Consider the following 19338-nt stretch of genomic DNA (forward strand, 5'->3'; position numbering starts at 1 on the left):
CATTATCCCCTCAGTAAAAACCATCGCGCTGCGGGTGGCACCCTGTCAGCCCAACCAGCTGTTCCAACTGGCCGTGATGTGGGCACGTTCGATCATAAAGCTATCGACAGCAACTTTGCCGCTATGTTCCTGTAACGCCAGATGATGTATTTCATCTCGCAGCGTCACATAAGCATGTGTCAGCCGTTGCGCTTCGTCTTCTGCCATGATGTCGTACTGCGCCATCAACTCGAAAATACGCACGTTATCCGACCAACGCGTTAAGCCGGGCTCATCGTGGGCAAAGCGCAGGACCAGATATTGTGCAATGAACTCAATGTCAGTGATGCCGCCCGGATCAGCTTTCAGATCAAAAGCATCACGTTTTTTTGTGCCCAAGTGAGCATACATTTTCTCACGCATCTCACGGACTTCTTTGCGCAATGCGTCGGGATCTCGCTGGCTGCATAAGATCTCACGTCGGATGGTATTGAACTGTTGGGTAAGTTGCGGATCACCGTAAACGACGCGCGTGCGTACCAGCGCCTGATGCTCCCATGTCCAGGCTTCATTTTGCTGATAATCAGCAAAGGCTTCGATGGTGCTAACCAACATACCTGCTGCGCCGGAAGGGCGCAGACGAGCATCAACCTCATACAAAATGCCGGACGCAGTTCGGGTGCTGAAGAGATGCATAATGCGCTGGGCAAGTCGCAAATAGAACTGACGGCCATCGATGCTGCGTTCACCATCGGTCATCACTTCCGGCGCACAGTCGAGCAGGAATACCAGATCCAAATCCGAGCTATAACCCAACTCCCAGCCACCCAGCTTACCGTAACCGACCACGGCAAAACCGCGCCCACCGCGGTGTTGCAGATGAGTGGGTTGCCCGTAACGGACGATCATCTGGTCCCAGGCCTGTTGAATAACCGCCTCGAGGATCGCCTCAGCAAGATACGTCAAATGGTCACTGACCTGCATCACCGGCAGCGCGCCTGATATGTCACCGGCGGCAATGCGCAGATGCTGCGCCTGTTTAAACTGGCGCAGCGCCTCCAACTGTTGCTCTTCGTCATCGGCCGCTACACGCAGTAAGAATTGGCGCAGTTCATCCCGGTAAGCGTCAGGCGCCGTAGGTTGATAAAGGGTGCGCGGATCAAGCAGCTCGTCGAGCAACAGCGGGTGGCGCGCCAGTTGGTTTGCCACCATCGGCGACGCGGCACACAACCGGACTAATTGTTTCAGGGCACCCGGATACTCCACCAACAGTTCGATATAGGTCGTGCGGGTGACGATGTTGAGCAGTAATAATGTCAGGCGTTGCAGCGTAATATCGGCATTTTTGTAAGCACAGACTTGCGCCAGCAGGCCCGGCATCAACAGATCGAGCTGATCGCGGCCGCGCAGCCCAATGGTACGTTTGCCCACGTCGCGGCGGAATTCCGCGATCAACCGCAATAAGTGGCCTTGCGCCTCGGGTGCCAATTGCGGCGCCAATCCGGTGATGTCAGCATCGTCCAGCGCATCAATCCACAGATTGCTGAACTGCGCATACAGAGGATCTTCGTCTGCGTCCGGCGTGTCGTCACCGATCAGATCGTCAAACACGGCGCGCACCGCTTGCATGTGCGCATTCAATCCATCAAGTAGGGTCGCCCAGTTGGCGAACTGCATTCCCCACGCCAGCCGCGCCTGATTAAGATCATCTGAAGGCAGAGTTTGCGTCTGTTCATCGGCAATCGCCTGCAGAAGATTTTCCAAACGACGCAGAAACAGATAACTGTCACGGAGTTGCTGCACCTGCACCGTTGGCAGTAACCCCAGTTCGTTCACCGCCTGCAAAGTGGGCAGTAAGGAACGCTGTTGCAGCAAGGGCTCACGGCCACCACGGATCAGTTGAAAGACCTGGGCGATAAATTCAATTTCGCGAATGCCACCCGCACCGAGTTTAATATTGTCTTTCAGACCACGACGGCGAACTTCGCGGGCAATCATAGCTTTCATATTACGTAGCGACTGGATAACACTGAAATCAATGTAACGACGGAAAACAAACGGCATCAGCATCTTGCGCAGCTCCTGGCTGCTACTGTCTTCGGCACCGCCCATCAGGCGGGCTTTGACCATGGCATAGCGCTCCCAGTCACGCCCCTGCTCCTGATAATAATCCTCCAGCGCCGGAAAACTCATCACCAATGGGCCGCTGTCACCGAAAGGCCGCAGGCGCATGTCAACGCGGTACACAAAGCCGTCGATGGTCGGTTGGTCCAGGGCTTTGATCAACCGCTGGCCAAGACGGGTAAAGAACTGGGAATTATCCAGTTGTCGACGTCCGCCTTGCGTCTGACCGTTTTCGGGATAGGCGAAAATCAGATCAATATCGGAAGAGAAGTTAAGCTCACCTCCGCCCAATTTACCCATTCCCAGAATCAGAAGTTTTTGCGGCACGCCTTCCACATTCATTGGCGTACCAAACTCACGGCAGCAGGCATCGTATAGCCATTCGCGGGCGCTAACGATTAGGGTTTCAGCCAGTTCGCTTAGCTGGCGTAATGTCTCTTCGCACCCACTGGTCAGCAATGCCTGCGACCAGGCAATACGGGTCAACATACGTTTGCGAAACAGACGCAAAGTCTTCATCAACCCGGTCTCATCACTGACGGTAGCCAGCGCTTCGCTCAGCCAGTCGTTATAATGCTGCCACTCATTGGGCTGCGGCGGATGCTGCACAATCTCATGCCACCACGCAGGGAAAGCCAATAGATTTTCACTGACAAAATCACTGACGGCAATCGCGGCCAGCGTATTGTCATCAATGTCCGGCAGGTTTTCCTGATGCTCCTGACAGCGCTCAATAAAAATATCGGCCTGACTTTTCAAGGTGGGAGAGAGTGGCAACATGAGATCGGGTTCCTTTCGCAAAAAAGCCTGAGTCAGACTCAGGCTACTTGTTCAATTAAACTTCAACCATAAACCAAAACGGCGGCAAATGGGTTACCTGGCGATTTTGCCGTTGAGCCAGAACGCATCCATCATCACCGCTTGCTGACGGGCAGAATCTTCCCATGCATGCTGCTGTTGAACGATGGCCTGCTGCAACGCCAGCCAGCCATTAATGTACTGTGAACTGGCATCGTCTGGGTAAGCGCCGGCTAACATATGGAAAGAGATAATATGGCGTTTCAAACGAGCCAACTGGTCACGGAAACCGTCTTCATCCAGCGGATGGCCAAACACATCTTTAAGTTCAGCGGCCGTCCGGCCCAGCATGATGTCAGCAAACCGCTTGAAAGAATCGTCGAGCTTCTTCTGGGCCTTCTCATCAATGAAAGGTTTCCACGCTTGGTTCGCCAGCCATGATGTGAGTGCCAACTTACATTGCAGATACGTTGCGCTGTAGCAAACGGCTTCAGCATCGGCACCTTTTTTCTCCAGCAACGGGACTAAATCCGTCAGCAACGCACGCAGATCGGTCGAGGCTTTACGTGGGATAAGACCGCCGAAAATGACCAAAATCTGGCGCACGGTCTCAACGGCCTGCAATACGGTCAGGCGAACGGTTTTATCACCGCGCACCCAGAGTTCTTCATGGTACTGCCAGTGATCCATCGCCAGCGCCAGCGTGTCGGCCAGAGCTTGCTCAACGGTCGCCTTCGGTGCCGCCTTAAAGACCGGCAAAGGACGTGGCTCACGAGTCGGATTACCTTTCGCTAATTGGTAGCCTCGCGCCGCTTTACTCAAGCCCCCCTGGCGTAACCCGCCATTTTGGCCAATCAGTGCTGCCAGTGCCAGCATATCGGCGGTATTGCCTTTTTTCAGCTCAAGCTCAACTTCAGACAGCGCCTCTGAGAGTTCACCGGCAACCACTTCACCCAGATCAAGCCCTAGTTCAATCTCGCTTTGCTGGTAAGTGATCACCCACTTCTCACGTGTAAATGTGGTGCTGAACAGCGGCATTAACGCTTTTTGTAACGCGGCGACTTTACAGCCTTCAGGCCAGATATCTTTCGGGAAGGCACTGAGTTTCAAGGTCGGTTTTTTCAGTTCAACATTATATTCAGGACGCTGATGAAGCCCGCCCACCACACTTCCGGCGGTTTTGATGGTCATTTCATACTGGTCGTCGAAACCACGGATACGCAGTCCCATATCATGCTTGCGCATCCAGTTGTCAGCCGTTTCATAATAGATGTTAGTCAGTTTTTGCGGTGCGGCATGTTCGCTGTCAAACTGTGCCAATTGATCCGGCAATTCGGCGATAGCGGCAGCAGTGGCGATAAATTTTAATTCTATTTCTACAGTCATAGTGGTTTCACACCGGTTCTGGATGTCATAAGGCTGTTATATAGCCGACAAAAGGAGTTAATTCTACCACAGGGTCCGAGTGCAAGCCGCATGTCACGGGATAGTAAGATAGTTCTCATTCCTGTTTATACATTGCGTCGTCAAACTGTTGCCCTTAGTATCAACTGTTCATGACGTCGGTTCACACATCGCGTTCCATAAATCCACTCAGAAACGATGAAAAAATGCAGAAATTACGCCTAATTGGTCTCGCTTTGCTTACTTTAAGCATCACTTGGGGCGCTCACGCTGATGAAAAGCGCTACATTTCCGACGATCTGATCACCTATATCCACAGCGGTCCAGGTAATCAATACCGTATCGTAGGGACGTTGAACGCCGGTGAACAGGTCACCCTCCGCAGCGTCAATGACAGCACCAAATATGGTGAAATTGTTGATTCAAAAGGTAAAACCGCCTGGATCCCCCTTGATCAGTTGAGTAACGTTCCCAGCATACGTACCCGCGTTCCTGATTTGGAACAGCAGGTGAAAACGCTGACAGACAAATTAACCAATATCGATTCTAGCTGGAATCAGCGCACCGCAGAAATGCAGCAAAAAGTGGCGTCCAGCGACGGTATTATTAATGGTTTGAAAAAAGAAAATCAGGATCTGAAAAACCAACTGATTGTCGCACAGAAAAAAGTCAGTGCGGTGAACGTGCAGTTGGATGATAAGCAACGCACCATTATTTTACAGTGGTTTATGTACGGTGGCGGCGTTGCGGGTGTCGGTCTGATCCTTGGCCTTATCCTGCCGCACCTGGTGCCGCGTCGGAAGAAAAACGACCGCTGGATGAGTTGAGCCCTATCATGAAGATCTACTTGGTCGGCGGCGCAGTTCGAGACAGTTTATTAAATCTGCCCGTGACAGAACATGACTGGGTGGTTGTGGGTACAACCCCAGAATACATGCTCGCCCAAGGTTATCAGCAGGTCGGTAAAGATTTTCCGGTCTTCCTGCATCCCGTCAGCCGTGATGAATATGCACTTGCGCGAACCGAGCGCAAGTCCGGTGTCGGTTATAACGGTTTTACCTGTTACGCCGCGCCCGATGTCACCCTCGAGCAGGATCTGATGCGCCGTGATCTGACGATTAACGCCATCGCCAAAAGTGCTGAAGGTGAGCTGATTGACCCCTATCAAGGTCAGCAGGATATCGAACAGCGCGTTCTACGCCATGTTTCTGATGCATTTGGTGAAGATCCGCTGCGCGTACTGCGCGTGGCGCGTTTTGCTGCACGATTCGCACATTTGGGTTTTCACGTTGCACCGGAAACACAAAAATTAATGCAACAGATGGCTGACAGCGGTGAATTGTCAGCATTGACGCCAGAACGCGTCTGGAAAGAAACGGAGAAAGCGTTGCAAACGCAGGACCCGCAGGTGTTCTTCCAGGTATTGCGTGATTGCGGAACGCTCAAGGTGCTGTTTCCTGAGCTCGATGCGCTGTTTGGCGTGCCCGCGCCGGAAAAATGGCACCCGGAAATCGATACCGGCATTCATACATTAATGACGTTGAAAATCGCGGCTGAACTGACGCAGGATGTTGATATCCGGTTTTCTGCACTATGTCACGATCTCGGCAAAGGGCTGACCAAACCTGAATACTGGCCGCATCATCATGGACACGGCCCGGCAGGCGTGAAACTGGTGGAGAATATGTGCCAACGGCTAAAAGTGCCGACTCATATTCGCGACTTGGCCAAATTGGTTGCTGAATTCCATGATCTGATCCACACCGTCAATAAACTGCGTCCGGAAACGATTCTCAAGCTGTTTGACACCATTGATGTTTGGCGTAAACCACAGCGTCTCGAACAGATGATTTTAACCAGCGAAGCAGATGCACGTGGCCGCACCGGCTTTGAACAAAATCCCTATCCGCAAGGCGATTATCTGCGTGAAGCCTACGCCATCGCGCAAACTATTTCGATCAGAGAAGTGGTCGAGTCAGGCTTGCAGGGAACCGCTATTCGCGATGAACTGAAGAAACGACGGATACAGGCGATTAGCGACTGGAAGAAAACGCAGGACGTTGAGCTTTAATGTGACATTCACGCCAAAAAAGCGCCCATCTGCAAAGATGGGCGCTTTTTTATTGTTTCAATGCTGACAAGCGTTACGCGATAAACACCATATATACCGCAAACGCAACAATGAAACGGTAGATGGCGAATGGCACGAAAGAGATTCGTTTAATCACGCTCAAAAAGGCTTTTATAGCGAACAGTGCGACGACAAACGCGGTGACAAAACCAACGGCGAACATCGGTAAATCGGCCAGGGAGAGGAAACTGTAGCTTTGATAGAGATCCAGCACGGTAGCGCCTAACATCATCGGCACAGCCAGCAGGAAGGAGAATTCCGACGCAGCAAAACGGCTCACCCCCAGCAGCATACCGCCGCCGATGGTCGCACCCGAGCGGGAAAAACCCGGCCACAGCGCCAGACACTGGCATATGCCAATCATAAACGCCTGAAAATAAGTCATGTCATCCAGGCCCAGAGCACGTGGTTTTTTCGGTTTAAGCCATTCGGCAGCAATCAACCAAATACCACCAACGACCAACGCGTACATGACATTTTTCGGCTCAAACAACATCTTGATCTGCGAATGAAACAGCAACCCCAGCAGTACGGCAGGCAACATTCCTAGCAAAATATGGATAAGGTTAAGCCGGCCGGTTCCCATTCCTTCATGTTCCGGAGGCTTGCCAAAATGCAGTCCAATCATGCCGAACAGTCTGCGCCAGAACATCACCACTACGGCCATGATTGATCCGAGTTGAATAATCACTTCAAAAGATTTAGCCGTATCCCCGGTAAAACCCAGTAAATTTCCGACGATTATCATGTGCCCGGTAGATGATACCGGCAAAAACTCGGTTAGACCTTCGACCACGCCCAAAATGGCGGCAACCAGTAAAGAATGGCTTTCAACTACCATTTAAATACCTCACCCCGAAAGAAATGAAAACTGTCTGTTTTGTCATATCACAGGACGAAATTCAGACAATAAAAAAGCGACATACCCAGTTGCCGCTAATACAGCGTACTTCATTACGAACAACGTCGTTATAACGCATTTTTATGACAAAAATTCGCGCAATCGTTTTCTGAAACATACCGTTAAATTTGTTTTTTTCATAGACTGTATTTAGCCACGCACACCGCGTTCAATGACCACACCGACGTTAGACGCCTGGGCTACTGCACCCGGTTTACTCAATTTAATACGGACCCAGGGTGAGTTAAAGCGCGACAGTAAAAGGGCTGCGACCTCTTCAGCAACGCGTTCAACCAGCGCAAAATTCTGCGATGACACATGCTGGATCACCGCCTCACTGACGTCCGCGTAGCTTAGGCAATCCTTCACATTATCACTGGCAGCGGCCGTACGGTTATCCCAGGCCATTTCGATATCGAACACCAGTTTCTGCTGAATAGTCTGTTCCCATTCATAAGCGCCAATGACAGTGATTACATTCAGTTGCTCAATAAATACGATATCCATCACGCGTTTCTCTGTTTTTGGGTCAGCCGGATACCACTTCCGGCGGAAAATGCGTATTATCCATGGATGTTGCGATTAAAACGACCCTTATTAGACGGAACTGCGTTATGAGTGCTACCGCGCTTGGCATGATTATTTTCGCCTACCTTTGCGGCTCGATTTCCAGTGCAATTCTGGTCTGCCGGGTAGCAAGGTTACCCGATCCCCGAACGCAAGGCTCCGGCAACCCCGGTGCGACCAACGTTTTGCGTATTGGTGGCCGCACGGCGGCCGCAACGGTACTGATTTTCGACGTGCTCAAAGGTATGTTGCCGGTTTGGCTGGCGTATCGCCTGAATATTCCGCCGATGTATCTCGGTCTGACCGCCATCGCAGCCTGCGTGGGACATATCTATCCGGTCTTCTTCCGTTTCAAGGGAGGGAAAGGCGTTGCCACCGCGTTTGGCGCCATCGCGCCTATCGGATGGGACCTGACCGGCCTGATGGCCGGTACGTGGCTGCTGACGGTGCTATTGAGCGGGTATTCATCGCTCGGTGCCATTGTCAGTGCGCTGATAGCGCCCTTTTATGTCTGGTGGTTCAAACCTCAGTTCACGTTCCCGGTGGCGATGCTTTCATGTCTGATTCTGTTGCGTCATCACGACAACATTCAGCGCTTATGGCGGCGACAGGAAACCAAGATTTGGGACAAGTGGAAAGAGAAACGGGCCGCTAAAAAAGCAGCGAAAAAAGCGGTAAAGCGGGCTGAGAACGAAAAGTAACCCGAAGGAAAAACATAAAAAAACGACCTCACTGTGGGTCGTTTTTTTATGTTTCTTAACTCAGAAAAACTGGTCTGAATAAGAGCAACACAACCGCCATTTAGACTGGAGGGAGTTCTGCTAAAGGCCAGCGTGGTCGCACTGAAACGCTGAGATCTTGCGTGGTGCCCGTGTTCATCCGCACCATTCCCGCGTAGGCAATCATCGCGCCGTTATCGGTACAAAACTCAGGCCGGGCATAAAATACTGCGCCACCGCGTTTTTGCATCATCTCGGCGAGTTTAGCTCGCAGCGTGCGGTTAGCACTGACGCCACCGGCCATCACCAGACGTTTAAAGCCCGTATGGTCGAGAGCGCGCTTGCATTTAATCGCCAGCGTATCCACGACGGCCTCTTCGAAAGCGCGAGCAATATCAGCATGAGTTTGTGGATCATTTTCATTAGCACGCACGGTATTCGCCGCAAAGGTTTTCAGACCGGAAAAACTAAAATCCAGACCAGGTCGGTCAGTCATCGGGCGAGGGAATTTAAAGCGCCCTGCCGTACCCTGCTGCGCCATTTTCGACAACATCGGCCCACCGGGATAATCCAAACCCAACAGTTTTGCGGTCTTATCAAAGGCTTCACCTGCGGCGTCATCAACCGATTCGCCCAGCAGTTCATACTTGCCGATTCCGGTCACGCTAATCAATTGCGTATGACCGCCGGAGACCAGCAGCGCGACAAAAGGAAAATCAGGCGGATTATCTTCCAGCATGGGCGCAAGAAGATGACCTTCCATATGATGGACGGGAACGGCAGGAACGCCCCAGGCGAACGCCAGCGAACGCCCGATGGTTGCGCCAACAAGCAGCGCACCGACTAAACCGGGACCGGCGGTGTACGCCACACCATCAATATCTTGTGCCGTCAGCGCCGCTTCTTTCAGCGCCGCCTGAATCAAGGGAATTGTTTTGCGCACATGGTCGCGCGAGGCCAACTCAGGCACCACGCCGCCGTAATCGGCATGCAGTTTTACCTGACTATACAGTTGGTTGGCTAACAAACCGACTTCACTGTCATAGATTGCAATTCCGGTTTCATCGCAGGACGTTTCTATACCCAGTACTCGCATCACTTTTCCCATCTTATTTCCGCGCTAACTCGCGGCGCGTAGTCTAGCATATAACGCCCGTACAGCGCTGCTTCTGCGTAGGAAATCCGATGGCTGAACCAATTAATGTCGAGCAATTTAAGTTGATTGGTATATAATCGCCGGCCGACGCAAAAGCGAGCGCACTTTTGGAATAGATGGGTTGGAAAGCGCAGTTTCAATTTGCCGTTATGCTTTACAACGCAGAGCAAGTTGGAGTAAAATTCCGCACCATTTTGAAATGTGCTGGTACAAACCAGCAAACAAACCGATTTTATCGAGGTGAGAGGCACATGCCTGTAATTAAAGTACGTGAAAACGAGCCGTTCGACGTAGCTCTGCGTCGCTTCAAGCGTTCCTGCGAAAAAGCGGGTGTTCTGGCAGAAGTTCGTCGTCGTGAGTTCTATGAAAAACCGACTACCGAACGTAAACGCGCCAAAGCATCTGCAGTAAAACGCCACGCCAAGAAACTGGCTCGCGAAAACGCACGCCGTACTCGTCTGTATTAATCTCCGGGGGTAACCCCACCGTGTGTTTTTGCTTTCCAGGAAACACACAAATCGATGAGTAGCTGCATACGCATGCCGTGCTTTCCGAAAGGAATGCGCGGCTTGTTCTCATTTATAGGCTAGTGAGTAAGGGGCTTATGGCTGGGAGAATTCCGCGCGTATTTATCAATGACTTGCTGGCTCGTGTCGACATCGTGGATCTTATTGATGCTCGCGTAAAGCTGAAAAAGCAAGGCAAGAACTACCACGCGTGCTGCCCTTTCCACCATGAGAAAACACCCTCATTCACCGTAAACAGCGACAAGCAATTTTATCACTGTTTCGGCTGTGGAGCGCACGGCAATGCCGTCGACTTCCTGATGAACTACGACAGACTTGAGTTCGTTGAAAGTATCGAGGAGCTGGCGACAATGCAGGGTCTGGAAGTGCCTTATGAAGCGGGCACAGGTCCAACCCAAATGGAGCGCCATCAGCGTCAAAGCCTCTACCAGTTGATGGAACCGCTGGCCGCTTTCTATCAACAGTCACTTAAACAACCCGCGGGTGCGCTTGCCAGAGAATACCTTGCTCAACGCGGCTTAAGTGAAGATATTATTGCCCATTTTGCCATAGGTTTCGCGCCTCCAGGTTGGGACAACGCACTTAAGCGTTTTGGCAAAAATGCTGATGACAAAGCCTCATTAATTGACGCCGGGATGTTGGTCACTAATGACAATGGTCGCAGTTACGATCGTTTTCGCGAACGCGTCATGTTCCCGATTCGTGACAAACGCGGCCGTGTTATCGCATTTGGTGGCAGGGTCTTAGGCGACGGTACGCCAAAATACCTTAACTCACCGGAAACCGAAATTTTCCATAAAGGCCGCCAGTTGTATGGCCTGTATGAAGCCCAGTTAAAACATCCGACACCTTTACGTTTATTGGTTGTCGAAGGGTATATGGACGTTGTCGCACTGGCGCAATTTGGCATCGACTATGCCGTTGCCTCTCTGGGCACATCTACCACGGCTGATCACATTCAGCTGATGTTTCGCGCCACCGATAATGTGGTGTGTTGCTATGACGGTGACAGAGCCGGTCGCGAAGCGGCCTGGCGCGCACTAGAAACTGCCCTGCCATATCTCAATGATGGCCGTCAGTTACGATTTATGTTTTTACCCGATGGCGAAGATCCTGACACGCTGGTACGCAAAGAAGGTAAAGCAGCGTTCGAACAACGGATGGAGCAGGCGCTGCCGCTCTCAACTTTCCTGTTTGATTCACTGATGCCGCAGGTCGATTTGAGTAGCCCCGATGGGCGCACCAAATTGAGTATGCTGGCACTGCCTTTGATTCGCCAGGTGCCGGGAGAAACACTGCGGATGTATCTGAGACAGCAGTTAGGTAATAAGCTCGGTATTCTTGATGACAGCCAGCTCGAAAAGCTGATGCCAAAACATGCCGACAACGGGAATACCTATCAGGTACCCCAGCTAAAACGCACAACCATGCGTATACTTATAGGGTTACTGGTACAAAACCCACAACTGGCTACACTTATACCCTCGTTGCAAGGATTAGAACAAGCCAAGCAGCCGGGGTTAGAACTCTTTACCGAGTTGGTAACCACTTGCTTAGCCCAACCGGGGCTAACCACGGGCCAGTTGCTTGAATTGTATCGTGACAATAAGTTCTACCAACAGCTTGAAACTCTCGCGACCTGGAACCATATGATCATTGAGGATATGGTCGAAGAAGAGTTTCGTGCCACGCTTGCTAGCCTGTACGACTCGATTTTAGAGCAACGGCTCGAAATATTAATCGCTAAAGCCCGAACGCATGGACTCAGTCCGGAGGAACGGACCGAAGTCAGCTCTCTTAATCAGGTTTTAGCCAAAAAACATTAAGCCTGCACATAAAGGCTAAAAAATTAAACGGCTTAAGTGCCGATAAAAAGTGGGACACGGTCCCGCGCTATGCCGTCTTTGTGGGCCACGGCAACAAGTAAACGCCCCTATACCCTAACGGGTAAACGTTATTGTTGGCGGTTTCGCTGACCAACACCAACCCAAATACTCTGAAGTGTGGATACCGTCTTATGGAGCAAAACCCGCAGTCACAGCTTAAGCTACTTGTCACCCGTGGTAAGGAGCAAGGCTATCTGACCTTTGCTGAGGTCAATGACCATCTGCCGGAAGATATCGTCGACTCCGACCAGATCGAAGACATCATCCAGATGATTAATGACATGGGCATCCAGGTTCTTGAAGAAGCGCCTGACGCCGATGACTTAATGCTGGCCGAAAACCGCCCTGATACCGACGATGATGCAGCAGAAGCTGCCGCGCAGGTACTGTCCAGCGTTGAATCTGAAATTGGACGCACCACTGACCCGGTTCGCATGTACATGCGTGAAATGGGTACCGTTGAACTTCTGACACGTGAAGGCGAAATCGACATTGCCAAACGTATCGAAGATGGTATCAACCAGGTTCAGTCTTCTGTTGCCGAATACCCTGAAGCGATTAACTATCTGCTCGAACAGTATGACCGCGTTGAAGCGGGTGAAGCGCGTCTGTCTGACCTGATCAACGGTTTTATTGATCCGAATGCAGAAGAAGATATCGCACCAACCGCAACACATGTGGGTTCTGAACTGACCACTGAAGAGCAGAACGATAACGACGACGACGACGACGATGACGATGCTGAAGACGATAACAGCATCGACCCTGAACTGGCGCGCCAGAAGTTCACCGATCTGCGTGAACAGCATGAAGCGACCCGCGCAGTCATCAAGAAAAACGGCCGAAGCCACAAAAGCGCCGCAGAAGAAATTCTGAAGCTGTCTGATGTCTTCAAGCAGTTCCGTTTGGTGCCGAAACAGTTCGACTTCCTGGTCAACAGCATGCGTTCCATGATGGATCGCGTCCGTACTCAGGAACGTTTGATCATGAAGCTGTGCGTTGAACAGTGCAAAATGCCGAAGAAAAACTTCGTCACTTTGTTCTCGAATGACGAGACCAGCCAGGCTTGGTTCGATGCTGCTCTGGCGATGGGTAAACCATGGTCCGAGAAGCTGAAAGAAGTGACCGAAGATGTACAACGCGGCCTGATGAAACTGCGTCAAGTCGAAGAAGAAACCGGCCTGACGATAGAGCAGGTAAAAGACATTAACCGCCGTATGTCGATCGGTGAAGCTAAAGCTCGTCGCGCCAAGAAAGAGATGGTTGAAGCAAACTTACGTTTGGTTATTTCTATCGCTAAGAAATACACCAACCGTGGCTTGCAGTTCCTCGACCTGATCCAGGAAGGTAACATCGGCCTGATGAAAGCCGTTGATAAGTTTGAATATCGCCGTGGTTATAAGTTCTCAACTTATGCGACATGGTGGATCCGTCAGGCTATTACACGCTCCATCGCCGACCAGGCGCGTACCATCCGTATTCCGGTGCATATGATTGAGACTATTAACAAACTCAATCGTATTTCTCGCCAGATGCTGCAAGAGATGGGCCGTGAGCCAACGCCGGAAGAACTGGCTGAACGCATGCTGATGCCGGAAGACAAGATCCGCAAAGTGCTGAAAATTGCCAAAGAACCTATCTCCATGGAAACGCCAATCGGCGACGATGAAGATTCGCATCTGGGTGATTTCATCGAAGATACGACCCTTGAGCTGCCACTGGATTCGGCCACTTCAGAAAGCCTGCGTTCTGCCACGCACGACGTTCTGGCCGGTCTGACTGCACGTGAAGCTAAAGTACTGCGTATGCGTTTCGGTATCGACATGAACACCGACCATACGTTGGAAGAAGTGGGCAAACAGTTCGACGTTACTCGCGAACGTATCCGTCAGATCGAAGCCAAAGCGTTGCGTAAACTGCGCCACCCAAGCCGCTCCGAAGTACTGCGCAGCTTCCTGGACGACTAGTCGTCCTCCAGCTGTCAGCAGTAAAAGAATAACCCCGGTAGAAATACCGGGGTTATTTTTTGATTAACACGTTACTGACTCTTGAAAACCCTTACATCCCTGAGAACTTTTACGGCTCATTATCAAGATCAACTTCGACCCACGTTGAATCACCCGGAGGGGGAATAAGACCATCACTCACGCCTGTAATCCCATATACCTTTGACGCTGAAAAATCAGGATGAAAGTCCAGATAGAACATTGTCGTGAAACTGAGAAGAGTCGCGCTAGTATTTGCTGACTCGCAAGCATCAATATAAACATTGGCTTTATACCCTTCAGGAAAAATCCCTTTTATATTCAGATAAAGTGTATCGCCATTTACATAAAAGGCTTTAGCTTCATCACCAATAACGGGCAGGTCATTATCGCCATGAAACGCACCATGAGCAATAACAAACAGATCTTCACCCTGCCCAAGTTGCCGTAATTGAGACTGGAATATCTTATAGCTCGACTTATAAATAATCGGATTGCTATCTAACGTATCTCTGGCAATTTGTTCCAAAGAGGGATCATCTGTACAAACGATTAGAATCATAATATTACCCCATTCTATATCAATGAATCAGCCGACAGACCAGGTATTATCACTTTTCAACTGAACATTTAAGTCATAAATATTCGGTGAAAATTCCAGTTGTTGCTTATTGGTGATTTCACCAACATCCAGAACTTGACCAGGTGTATAATTACCGAAAGTGATCCAGTAAGTCGGATGTGGAGTAAAGGTCAGGTTAATATTCGGCTGGGCCTGAACAACAAAAGTCCCTGCGCCAGACATCCCGACACCAACAGAAGCCAAATTCAGCGGCAAACTGCTATCATTAGTGATGTATAAAGTCCCGTTCTTACCCCCCGTAGTCTGTTGTTCAAATTCAAATGCTCCCTCGGAATAGCTCAGCGTCACCTGATTGTTATTTGTCAGGCTGGCGGAAAGACTCTGGGAAGCGTCAAACTGCACACCAGGGATCAGCACACCGGTTTCATCCCAGACAAAGCTGTAATCTATCCCCCAGTCAAACGACACTTTGGTTTTCGGATGTGCCACTTTAGAAAACCAGGCCAAGGACATCACTTTAGGATCAGTAATATCAGGAGAGGTTTGATAAATACAAATTGCACCGGTATTAACTGAATTATTTGAGACAGTTACGGAATATTTAGTCATGATATGTACCTTTTATAATGGAATGATAAAAATGATTGTGTGTAGTCTTTGTACTCTCTTAACCTATTACACCCCCTTTATAGAAATGCATTGCGTGATTTAATTAGCCGAATACTTCTCATCGTGATACCAAAAGTTTGTGTGAGCAGTTTTGCCGGAACATCCTCTTTCATTGCCACCTGCATTGCTGCACGACGAATGGCAATAAACACTCCCCAATTGGATGGAGCATCCAGATACCCGGAAGAATCTACCTTTTTATAAATTCTTTTATATTTATGTTGCGGGATGTTTATTTCATAAATTTCCAGAAACTTCACAGCCTCTTTGGGCATATATATTTTTCGCCCGCCGTGACAATGAATAAAATGGAATAAACCTGAGAACCCACCATGTTCGGCAAACTCTGATGCCAACCATGGCATCGCCGACATAATACTGACTTTATTTTTTTCACAAAATTTAATTAACCGTATTTCCCTCTCTGAATGTCGTTGTGGTAGTCCCGAAAATAGTTCAAACCATTCATCGAGATTCTCCTGCCTATTGTTTGTTTCCACATTAGCCATATCTCCTGCTCCTGAAGAATCATCTTGCTCTACTGCCGAGCAACTCCCCTCGATTGAGGTGATGGAATAAGTTTTAGACCAATCGAGGGAGTTCACACGGGGGAAGTATTCCCCTTACATAAATTTAACTAACGAAATGACAAGTCGTATGAGAGCAAATCAGGAAGGATAAAGATATTAAAGATGGGCATAATGAATATATATGGCGTAAAAAGTTAATAAAAACTACATTAGTAAAATTTTACACCATTAAAATACAACCTGGTTTTATCTATCAAATTGGGACATCTTTTAAGCATAAGTAGAGTTCACGATAAGACGCCACCAGATCTTCCAGCCTCGCCCGATTTAATCCGCTCGGATTAGGCAGCACCCAGACCTCAGTACGACCGATTTTTAGCACCTGACGCCCCCAGCTCACTTTACTGATGCCAAACGCTTTACTGAATGCCTGCTTGCCTAATACCGCCAGTGCCCGTGGTTGATAGCGTTCGATTTTGGCCACCAACGCTGCTGCACCGTCACGTAACTCATCACGCACCAGCTCCGTGGCTTCAACCGTCGGCCGTTCCACTAACATCGTGATGCCGCAATCCGTATCAAGCAGATGCTGCTCCTCTTCCGGCTTTAGCAAACGCTCAGTAAAACCAGCCTGATGGATCACCTTCCAGAATCGGTTGTTTGAATTAGCGAAGTGGAAACCATGATGGGCCGTAGAAAGGCCTGGATTGATACCGCAGAAAACCACGGAAAGATCGTCAGCAATAATATCGGTGATCATTAATTGTCCCTAAGAGGTATTTACTGCTGTTATCGCAAAAAAACGCTGCAATGACAATAAGCTATAATTGCACACAAAACGCGCATACAAGCCCAACAGCTCTAGACCTGCCCGTGGAACATACCGTATAATCCTGCCGCACGGCCCCTTAGCTCAGTTGGTTAGAGCACGCGACTCATAATCGCTTGGTCACTGGTTCAAGTCCAGTAGGGGCCACCAAATTTTAGCTTTAAATTCAGTAGATTAAGCCACTTTTTGCGAGGTGGCTTTTTTATTGCCTGAAATTTGAATGGCATCCGGTTCAACAATGATGCTGACACTGGTGATAGCGTTCTTTGGTGCTAAGACTCAGATAACGGCTTGAACGGGTATGAGCGGCTTGCTGGCATTCAAGCCTATGCTCATCATATGATCACTTTAATCAGTGTATGTCATCCCGAAATCATGCCTCTAATATTACAGGGTCTTGCATGGCACCTGTGGACAACGTTGAAACCTGATAAAAAAACAGCCATTACATTGCAACGTAATAATAATAATTCTATAAATAATAACTCTGCTTATCGAATTGGATGTTTTATGACTGTTCTGATTAAAAAGTTACTGCCTTCAGAGTGGGAAAGCGCATTCCCGATCATTGCTCAACTAAGAAACATCACCAAAGACGGATTTTTAAAAAGCGTAAGAATTCAAACTCTGAATGGGTATGAGCTTGTTGCTGCTGTTCTTGAAGAGCGATTCATCGGTGTGATGGGGATAAGGCCTGTCCACACGCTTGCACGGGGTTCTCATCTACATATTGATGATCTTGTCGTTGATGAGAATCAGCGCCATTCAGGAACGGGGAGATTGCTTCTCGATTTCGCTGTAAGTGAAGCTAAAAGCAGAGAGATGAACTTTGTTTTTCTTGATGCCAGGAAGGAGGCAATTCCCTTCTATGAAAGGAATGATTTCATTTTCCACGCTGCTCCTTCAATGAAAAAGATCCTCTAGTTTCCCCTCTTCGTTGGCATGTTCATTCCATTGCCCTCTGGATTCATTTCAAAGAGGTGATAACTATCCTGACACTGAAGGAAGGAGTGGTGGGGATTATGTTCGAATGTTCCAGAAGCTGATATAACACTGATGCAGGCTCAAAGAGCAAGGCGGTGACCTGCTCCCCGTTGATTAGTACAGTGGTGTTGGCACAAAGCTGACAGTCACATCGTAGGCATCGCTTGGTTACAGGTTCAATTCCAGTAGGGACACCTAATTTTAGCTTTAAAATCTGTTCATTCCGTTCGGCCGCTATGAAAGACGTTCAGGAAAATCGGACTCTGACGCGAAGAATGTAGCAATGACATGACATAGGTATTTTTAAAGAGCTTCACTCCGGCAGAATATAGACGACGTGATCAAATTTGCAGTTTCTCTCATGGCTATTGAGGCAGGGATACCGGAGATAAATAATCAAACACCATATTCATTAGCCAATGTGCATTGGCTAGTCTTTCGATAAATTGATATGAGTTTAAGTCTCTGTGAGATGTTTTTTCTATTATTTAACAGAGTGGTTTTCAAAGTGAGGCGACATACTAGAGGAATAAAATAAATAGTGTATTAAGGTCTAATTTCAGGTGTTGCTTGGTTTATTTCCTTTCATTCCATAACTCAGTCATTCATTCTGTTATTAGCTTCGTCGCCATGCTATCTATCTCTTTCAATGTTACTGAAGGAAAAAGAAACCCTTGCGCTCCGAAAACCCCCGCTTCTTTAATACATTTTAATTGAGATCTTGTTTCCACACCTTCAACAACAATACTGTTACAATACTGCTTAACATTACTGATTATTTCCCCCCACATGACAGAAAAACCATATTCCCAAAAAAATTTCTTATCAATCTTTACAACTTCGAAATCAATATTCTTTAATGTGTTTATATTGCTAAAATCAACACCATAATCATCCAACCATAATGGATACCTATTACTCAGCTCATGTAATATCGCACTCCCGCTTCGTTTATCAATATTCGGTGTTTTTTCCGAAATCTCTAGTCTGATAAAATCATTTGCATCAAGGAGATCTCTAATTATATTGTTATTCATAATTAGCCTAGCCATATTCTGTTCAATATTGAGCGAGCAAAGTAAATTATTTTTCCTAAAAAAATCAGATTTCTTATTTATCTGAGTTAACTGTCCCAACAGCAGCTTATAGCTCGAATCAGGATCAAGTGAAGCGATGAAGCTTTGAGGTTCAATCTTACCTCTTGAATAGCCGCCGAAAAAACTCGTTAGCAACTCCACCGCGTAGAGTTCATCCTTAAAGCTGATAATGGGTTCACATCTAAACTCACATGAAACATGAAAGTTAAGATTCAACATTTGCGCATCTCCTGCGGCTGTTCATCCCTATATTGTTGATCAACGTAACCTATTAAAAAAGAGATTTTGATCAGAAAAACCAATGATAATACCTATCAATTTTAGTATTTTGATCGTCTAAACATATAAATTCATTGGATTTCAGTATTAACTTGATATTCAGAGACTAAAGAATAAATTGAAGGGTTAGCCTTTACTGACCAGACCGCTAAGCGCTGCAAGTAACTGTCTTGTACATTGCGCGGTGATG

General features: G+C 48.6%; 17 protein-coding genes, 1 tRNA gene and 1 pseudogene. 8 read left to right on the plus strand and 11 right to left on the minus strand.

The features are described from left to right. Positions 1 to 45: 45 nt before the first annotated feature. Entirely contained in the window at positions 46 to 2883 is a 2838-nt protein-coding gene (gene glnE, locus IEV89_RS08860; RefSeq protein WP_188472640.1) for a bifunctional [glutamate--ammonia ligase]-adenylyl-L-tyrosine phosphorylase/[glutamate--ammonia-ligase] adenylyltransferase, read from the minus strand. A 93-nt stretch (positions 2884 to 2976) separates the two neighbouring features. Further along, positions 2977 to 4287, minus strand: a complete 1311-nt coding sequence (locus tag IEV89_RS08865; RefSeq protein ID WP_188472642.1) for a CYTH domain-containing protein — start codon at positions 4285 to 4287, stop codon at positions 2977 to 2979. Positions 4288 to 4511: 224 nt separating this feature from the next. Between IEV89_RS08865 and IEV89_RS08870 the strand changes: the two genes are divergently transcribed. Continuing rightward, complete coding sequence (locus IEV89_RS08870) at positions 4512 to 5132, plus strand: TIGR04211 family SH3 domain-containing protein (RefSeq protein ID WP_188472644.1); 621 nt, start codon at positions 4512 to 4514, stop codon at positions 5130 to 5132. A gap of 8 nt (positions 5133 to 5140) precedes the next feature. Then, entirely contained in the window at positions 5141 to 6376 is a 1236-nt protein-coding gene (locus IEV89_RS08875; RefSeq protein WP_188472646.1) for a multifunctional CCA addition/repair protein, read from the plus strand. Positions 6377 to 6449: 73 nt separating this feature from the next. Here the strand turns inward: IEV89_RS08875 and bacA are convergent, their stop codons facing one another. Continuing rightward, positions 6450 to 7277, minus strand: a complete 828-nt coding sequence (gene bacA, locus IEV89_RS08880) for an undecaprenyl-diphosphate phosphatase (protein ID WP_188472648.1) — start codon at positions 7275 to 7277, stop codon at positions 6450 to 6452. 210 nt (positions 7278 to 7487) lie between these two features. After that, positions 7488 to 7844: a bifunctional dihydroneopterin aldolase/7,8-dihydroneopterin epimerase gene (gene folB, locus IEV89_RS08885; RefSeq protein ID WP_188472649.1), complete on the minus strand. Its 357-nt coding sequence runs from the start codon at positions 7842 to 7844 to the stop codon at positions 7488 to 7490. A gap of 107 nt (positions 7845 to 7951) precedes the next feature. Here folB and plsY point away from each other — a divergent pair, with 107 nt between their 5' ends. Further along, positions 7952 to 8605: a glycerol-3-phosphate 1-O-acyltransferase PlsY gene (gene plsY / locus IEV89_RS08890; RefSeq protein WP_188472652.1), complete on the plus strand. Its 654-nt coding sequence runs from the start codon at positions 7952 to 7954 to the stop codon at positions 8603 to 8605. Between the two features lie 100 nt (positions 8606 to 8705). On the opposite strand, the gene tsaD is transcribed toward plsY, so the two are convergent. Beyond that, a complete protein-coding gene (gene tsaD / locus IEV89_RS08895) occupies positions 8706 to 9719 on the minus strand; it encodes a tRNA (adenosine(37)-N6)-threonylcarbamoyltransferase complex transferase subunit TsaD (protein ID WP_188473245.1) in 1014 nt (337 codons plus the stop codon). 311 nt (positions 9720 to 10030) lie between these two features. On the opposite strand from tsaD, the gene rpsU reads away from it, so the two are divergent. The 3 genes from rpsU to rpoD all read left to right on the plus strand — a co-directional run bounded on the left by rpsU (position 10031) and on the right by rpoD (position 14159). After that, positions 10031 to 10246 carry a 30S ribosomal protein S21 gene (gene rpsU, locus IEV89_RS08900; RefSeq protein ID WP_001144069.1) on the plus strand — a complete coding sequence of 72 codons (216 nt, stop codon included), beginning with the start codon at positions 10031 to 10033 and terminating at the stop codon, positions 10244 to 10246. 137 nt (positions 10247 to 10383) lie between these two features. After that, a complete protein-coding gene (gene dnaG, locus IEV89_RS08905; protein ID WP_188472654.1) occupies positions 10384 to 12132 on the plus strand; it encodes a DNA primase in 1749 nt (582 codons plus the stop codon). Between the two features lie 191 nt (positions 12133 to 12323). Then, complete coding sequence (rpoD, locus tag IEV89_RS08910; RefSeq protein ID WP_188472656.1) at positions 12324 to 14159, plus strand: RNA polymerase sigma factor RpoD; 1836 nt, start codon at positions 12324 to 12326, stop codon at positions 14157 to 14159. A gap of 109 nt (positions 14160 to 14268) precedes the next feature. On the opposite strand, the gene IEV89_RS08915 is transcribed toward rpoD, so the two are convergent. The 4 genes from IEV89_RS08915 to mug form a co-directional block, all read right to left on the minus strand. Next, complete coding sequence (locus IEV89_RS08915; protein WP_188472658.1) at positions 14269 to 14739, minus strand: hypothetical protein; 471 nt, start codon at positions 14737 to 14739, stop codon at positions 14269 to 14271. A gap of 27 nt (positions 14740 to 14766) precedes the next feature. Beyond that, complete coding sequence (locus IEV89_RS08920; RefSeq protein WP_188472660.1) at positions 14767 to 15369, minus strand: RhiA family protein; 603 nt, start codon at positions 15367 to 15369, stop codon at positions 14767 to 14769. A 77-nt stretch (positions 15370 to 15446) separates the two neighbouring features. Further along, a complete protein-coding gene (locus tag IEV89_RS08925; RefSeq protein ID WP_188472662.1) occupies positions 15447 to 15938 on the minus strand; it encodes a hypothetical protein in 492 nt (163 codons plus the stop codon). Positions 15939 to 16212: 274 nt separating this feature from the next. Continuing rightward, entirely contained in the window at positions 16213 to 16719 is a 507-nt protein-coding gene (mug, locus tag IEV89_RS08930; RefSeq protein ID WP_188472664.1) for a G/U mismatch-specific DNA glycosylase, read from the minus strand. Positions 16720 to 16861: 142 nt separating this feature from the next. On the opposite strand from mug, the gene IEV89_RS08935 reads away from it, so the two are divergent. Next, positions 16862 to 16938 (plus strand) — tRNA-Ile (locus IEV89_RS08935). A 91-nt stretch (positions 16939 to 17029) separates the two neighbouring features. On the opposite strand, the pseudogene IEV89_RS08940 reads toward IEV89_RS08935, so the two are convergent. Then, positions 17030 to 17107: pseudogene (locus IEV89_RS08940) on the minus strand (ogr/Delta-like zinc finger family protein); the annotation flags it as partial. Between the two features lie 191 nt (positions 17108 to 17298). On the opposite strand from IEV89_RS08940, the gene IEV89_RS08945 reads away from it, so the two are divergent. Beyond that, positions 17299 to 17712, plus strand: a complete 414-nt coding sequence (locus IEV89_RS08945) for a GNAT family N-acetyltransferase (RefSeq protein ID WP_188473247.1) — start codon at positions 17299 to 17301, stop codon at positions 17710 to 17712. Positions 17713 to 18377: 665 nt separating this feature from the next. On the opposite strand, the gene IEV89_RS08950 is transcribed toward IEV89_RS08945, so the two are convergent. Next, complete coding sequence (locus IEV89_RS08950) at positions 18378 to 19088, minus strand: EAL domain-containing protein (RefSeq protein ID WP_188472666.1); 711 nt, start codon at positions 19086 to 19088, stop codon at positions 18378 to 18380. Between the last annotated feature and the right edge of the window lie 250 nt (positions 19089 to 19338).

Origin of the sequence: Hafnia psychrotolerans, from assembly GCF_014639435.1 — a bacterium.
GTDB lineage: Bacteria > Pseudomonadota > Gammaproteobacteria > Enterobacterales > Enterobacteriaceae > Ewingella > Ewingella psychrotolerans.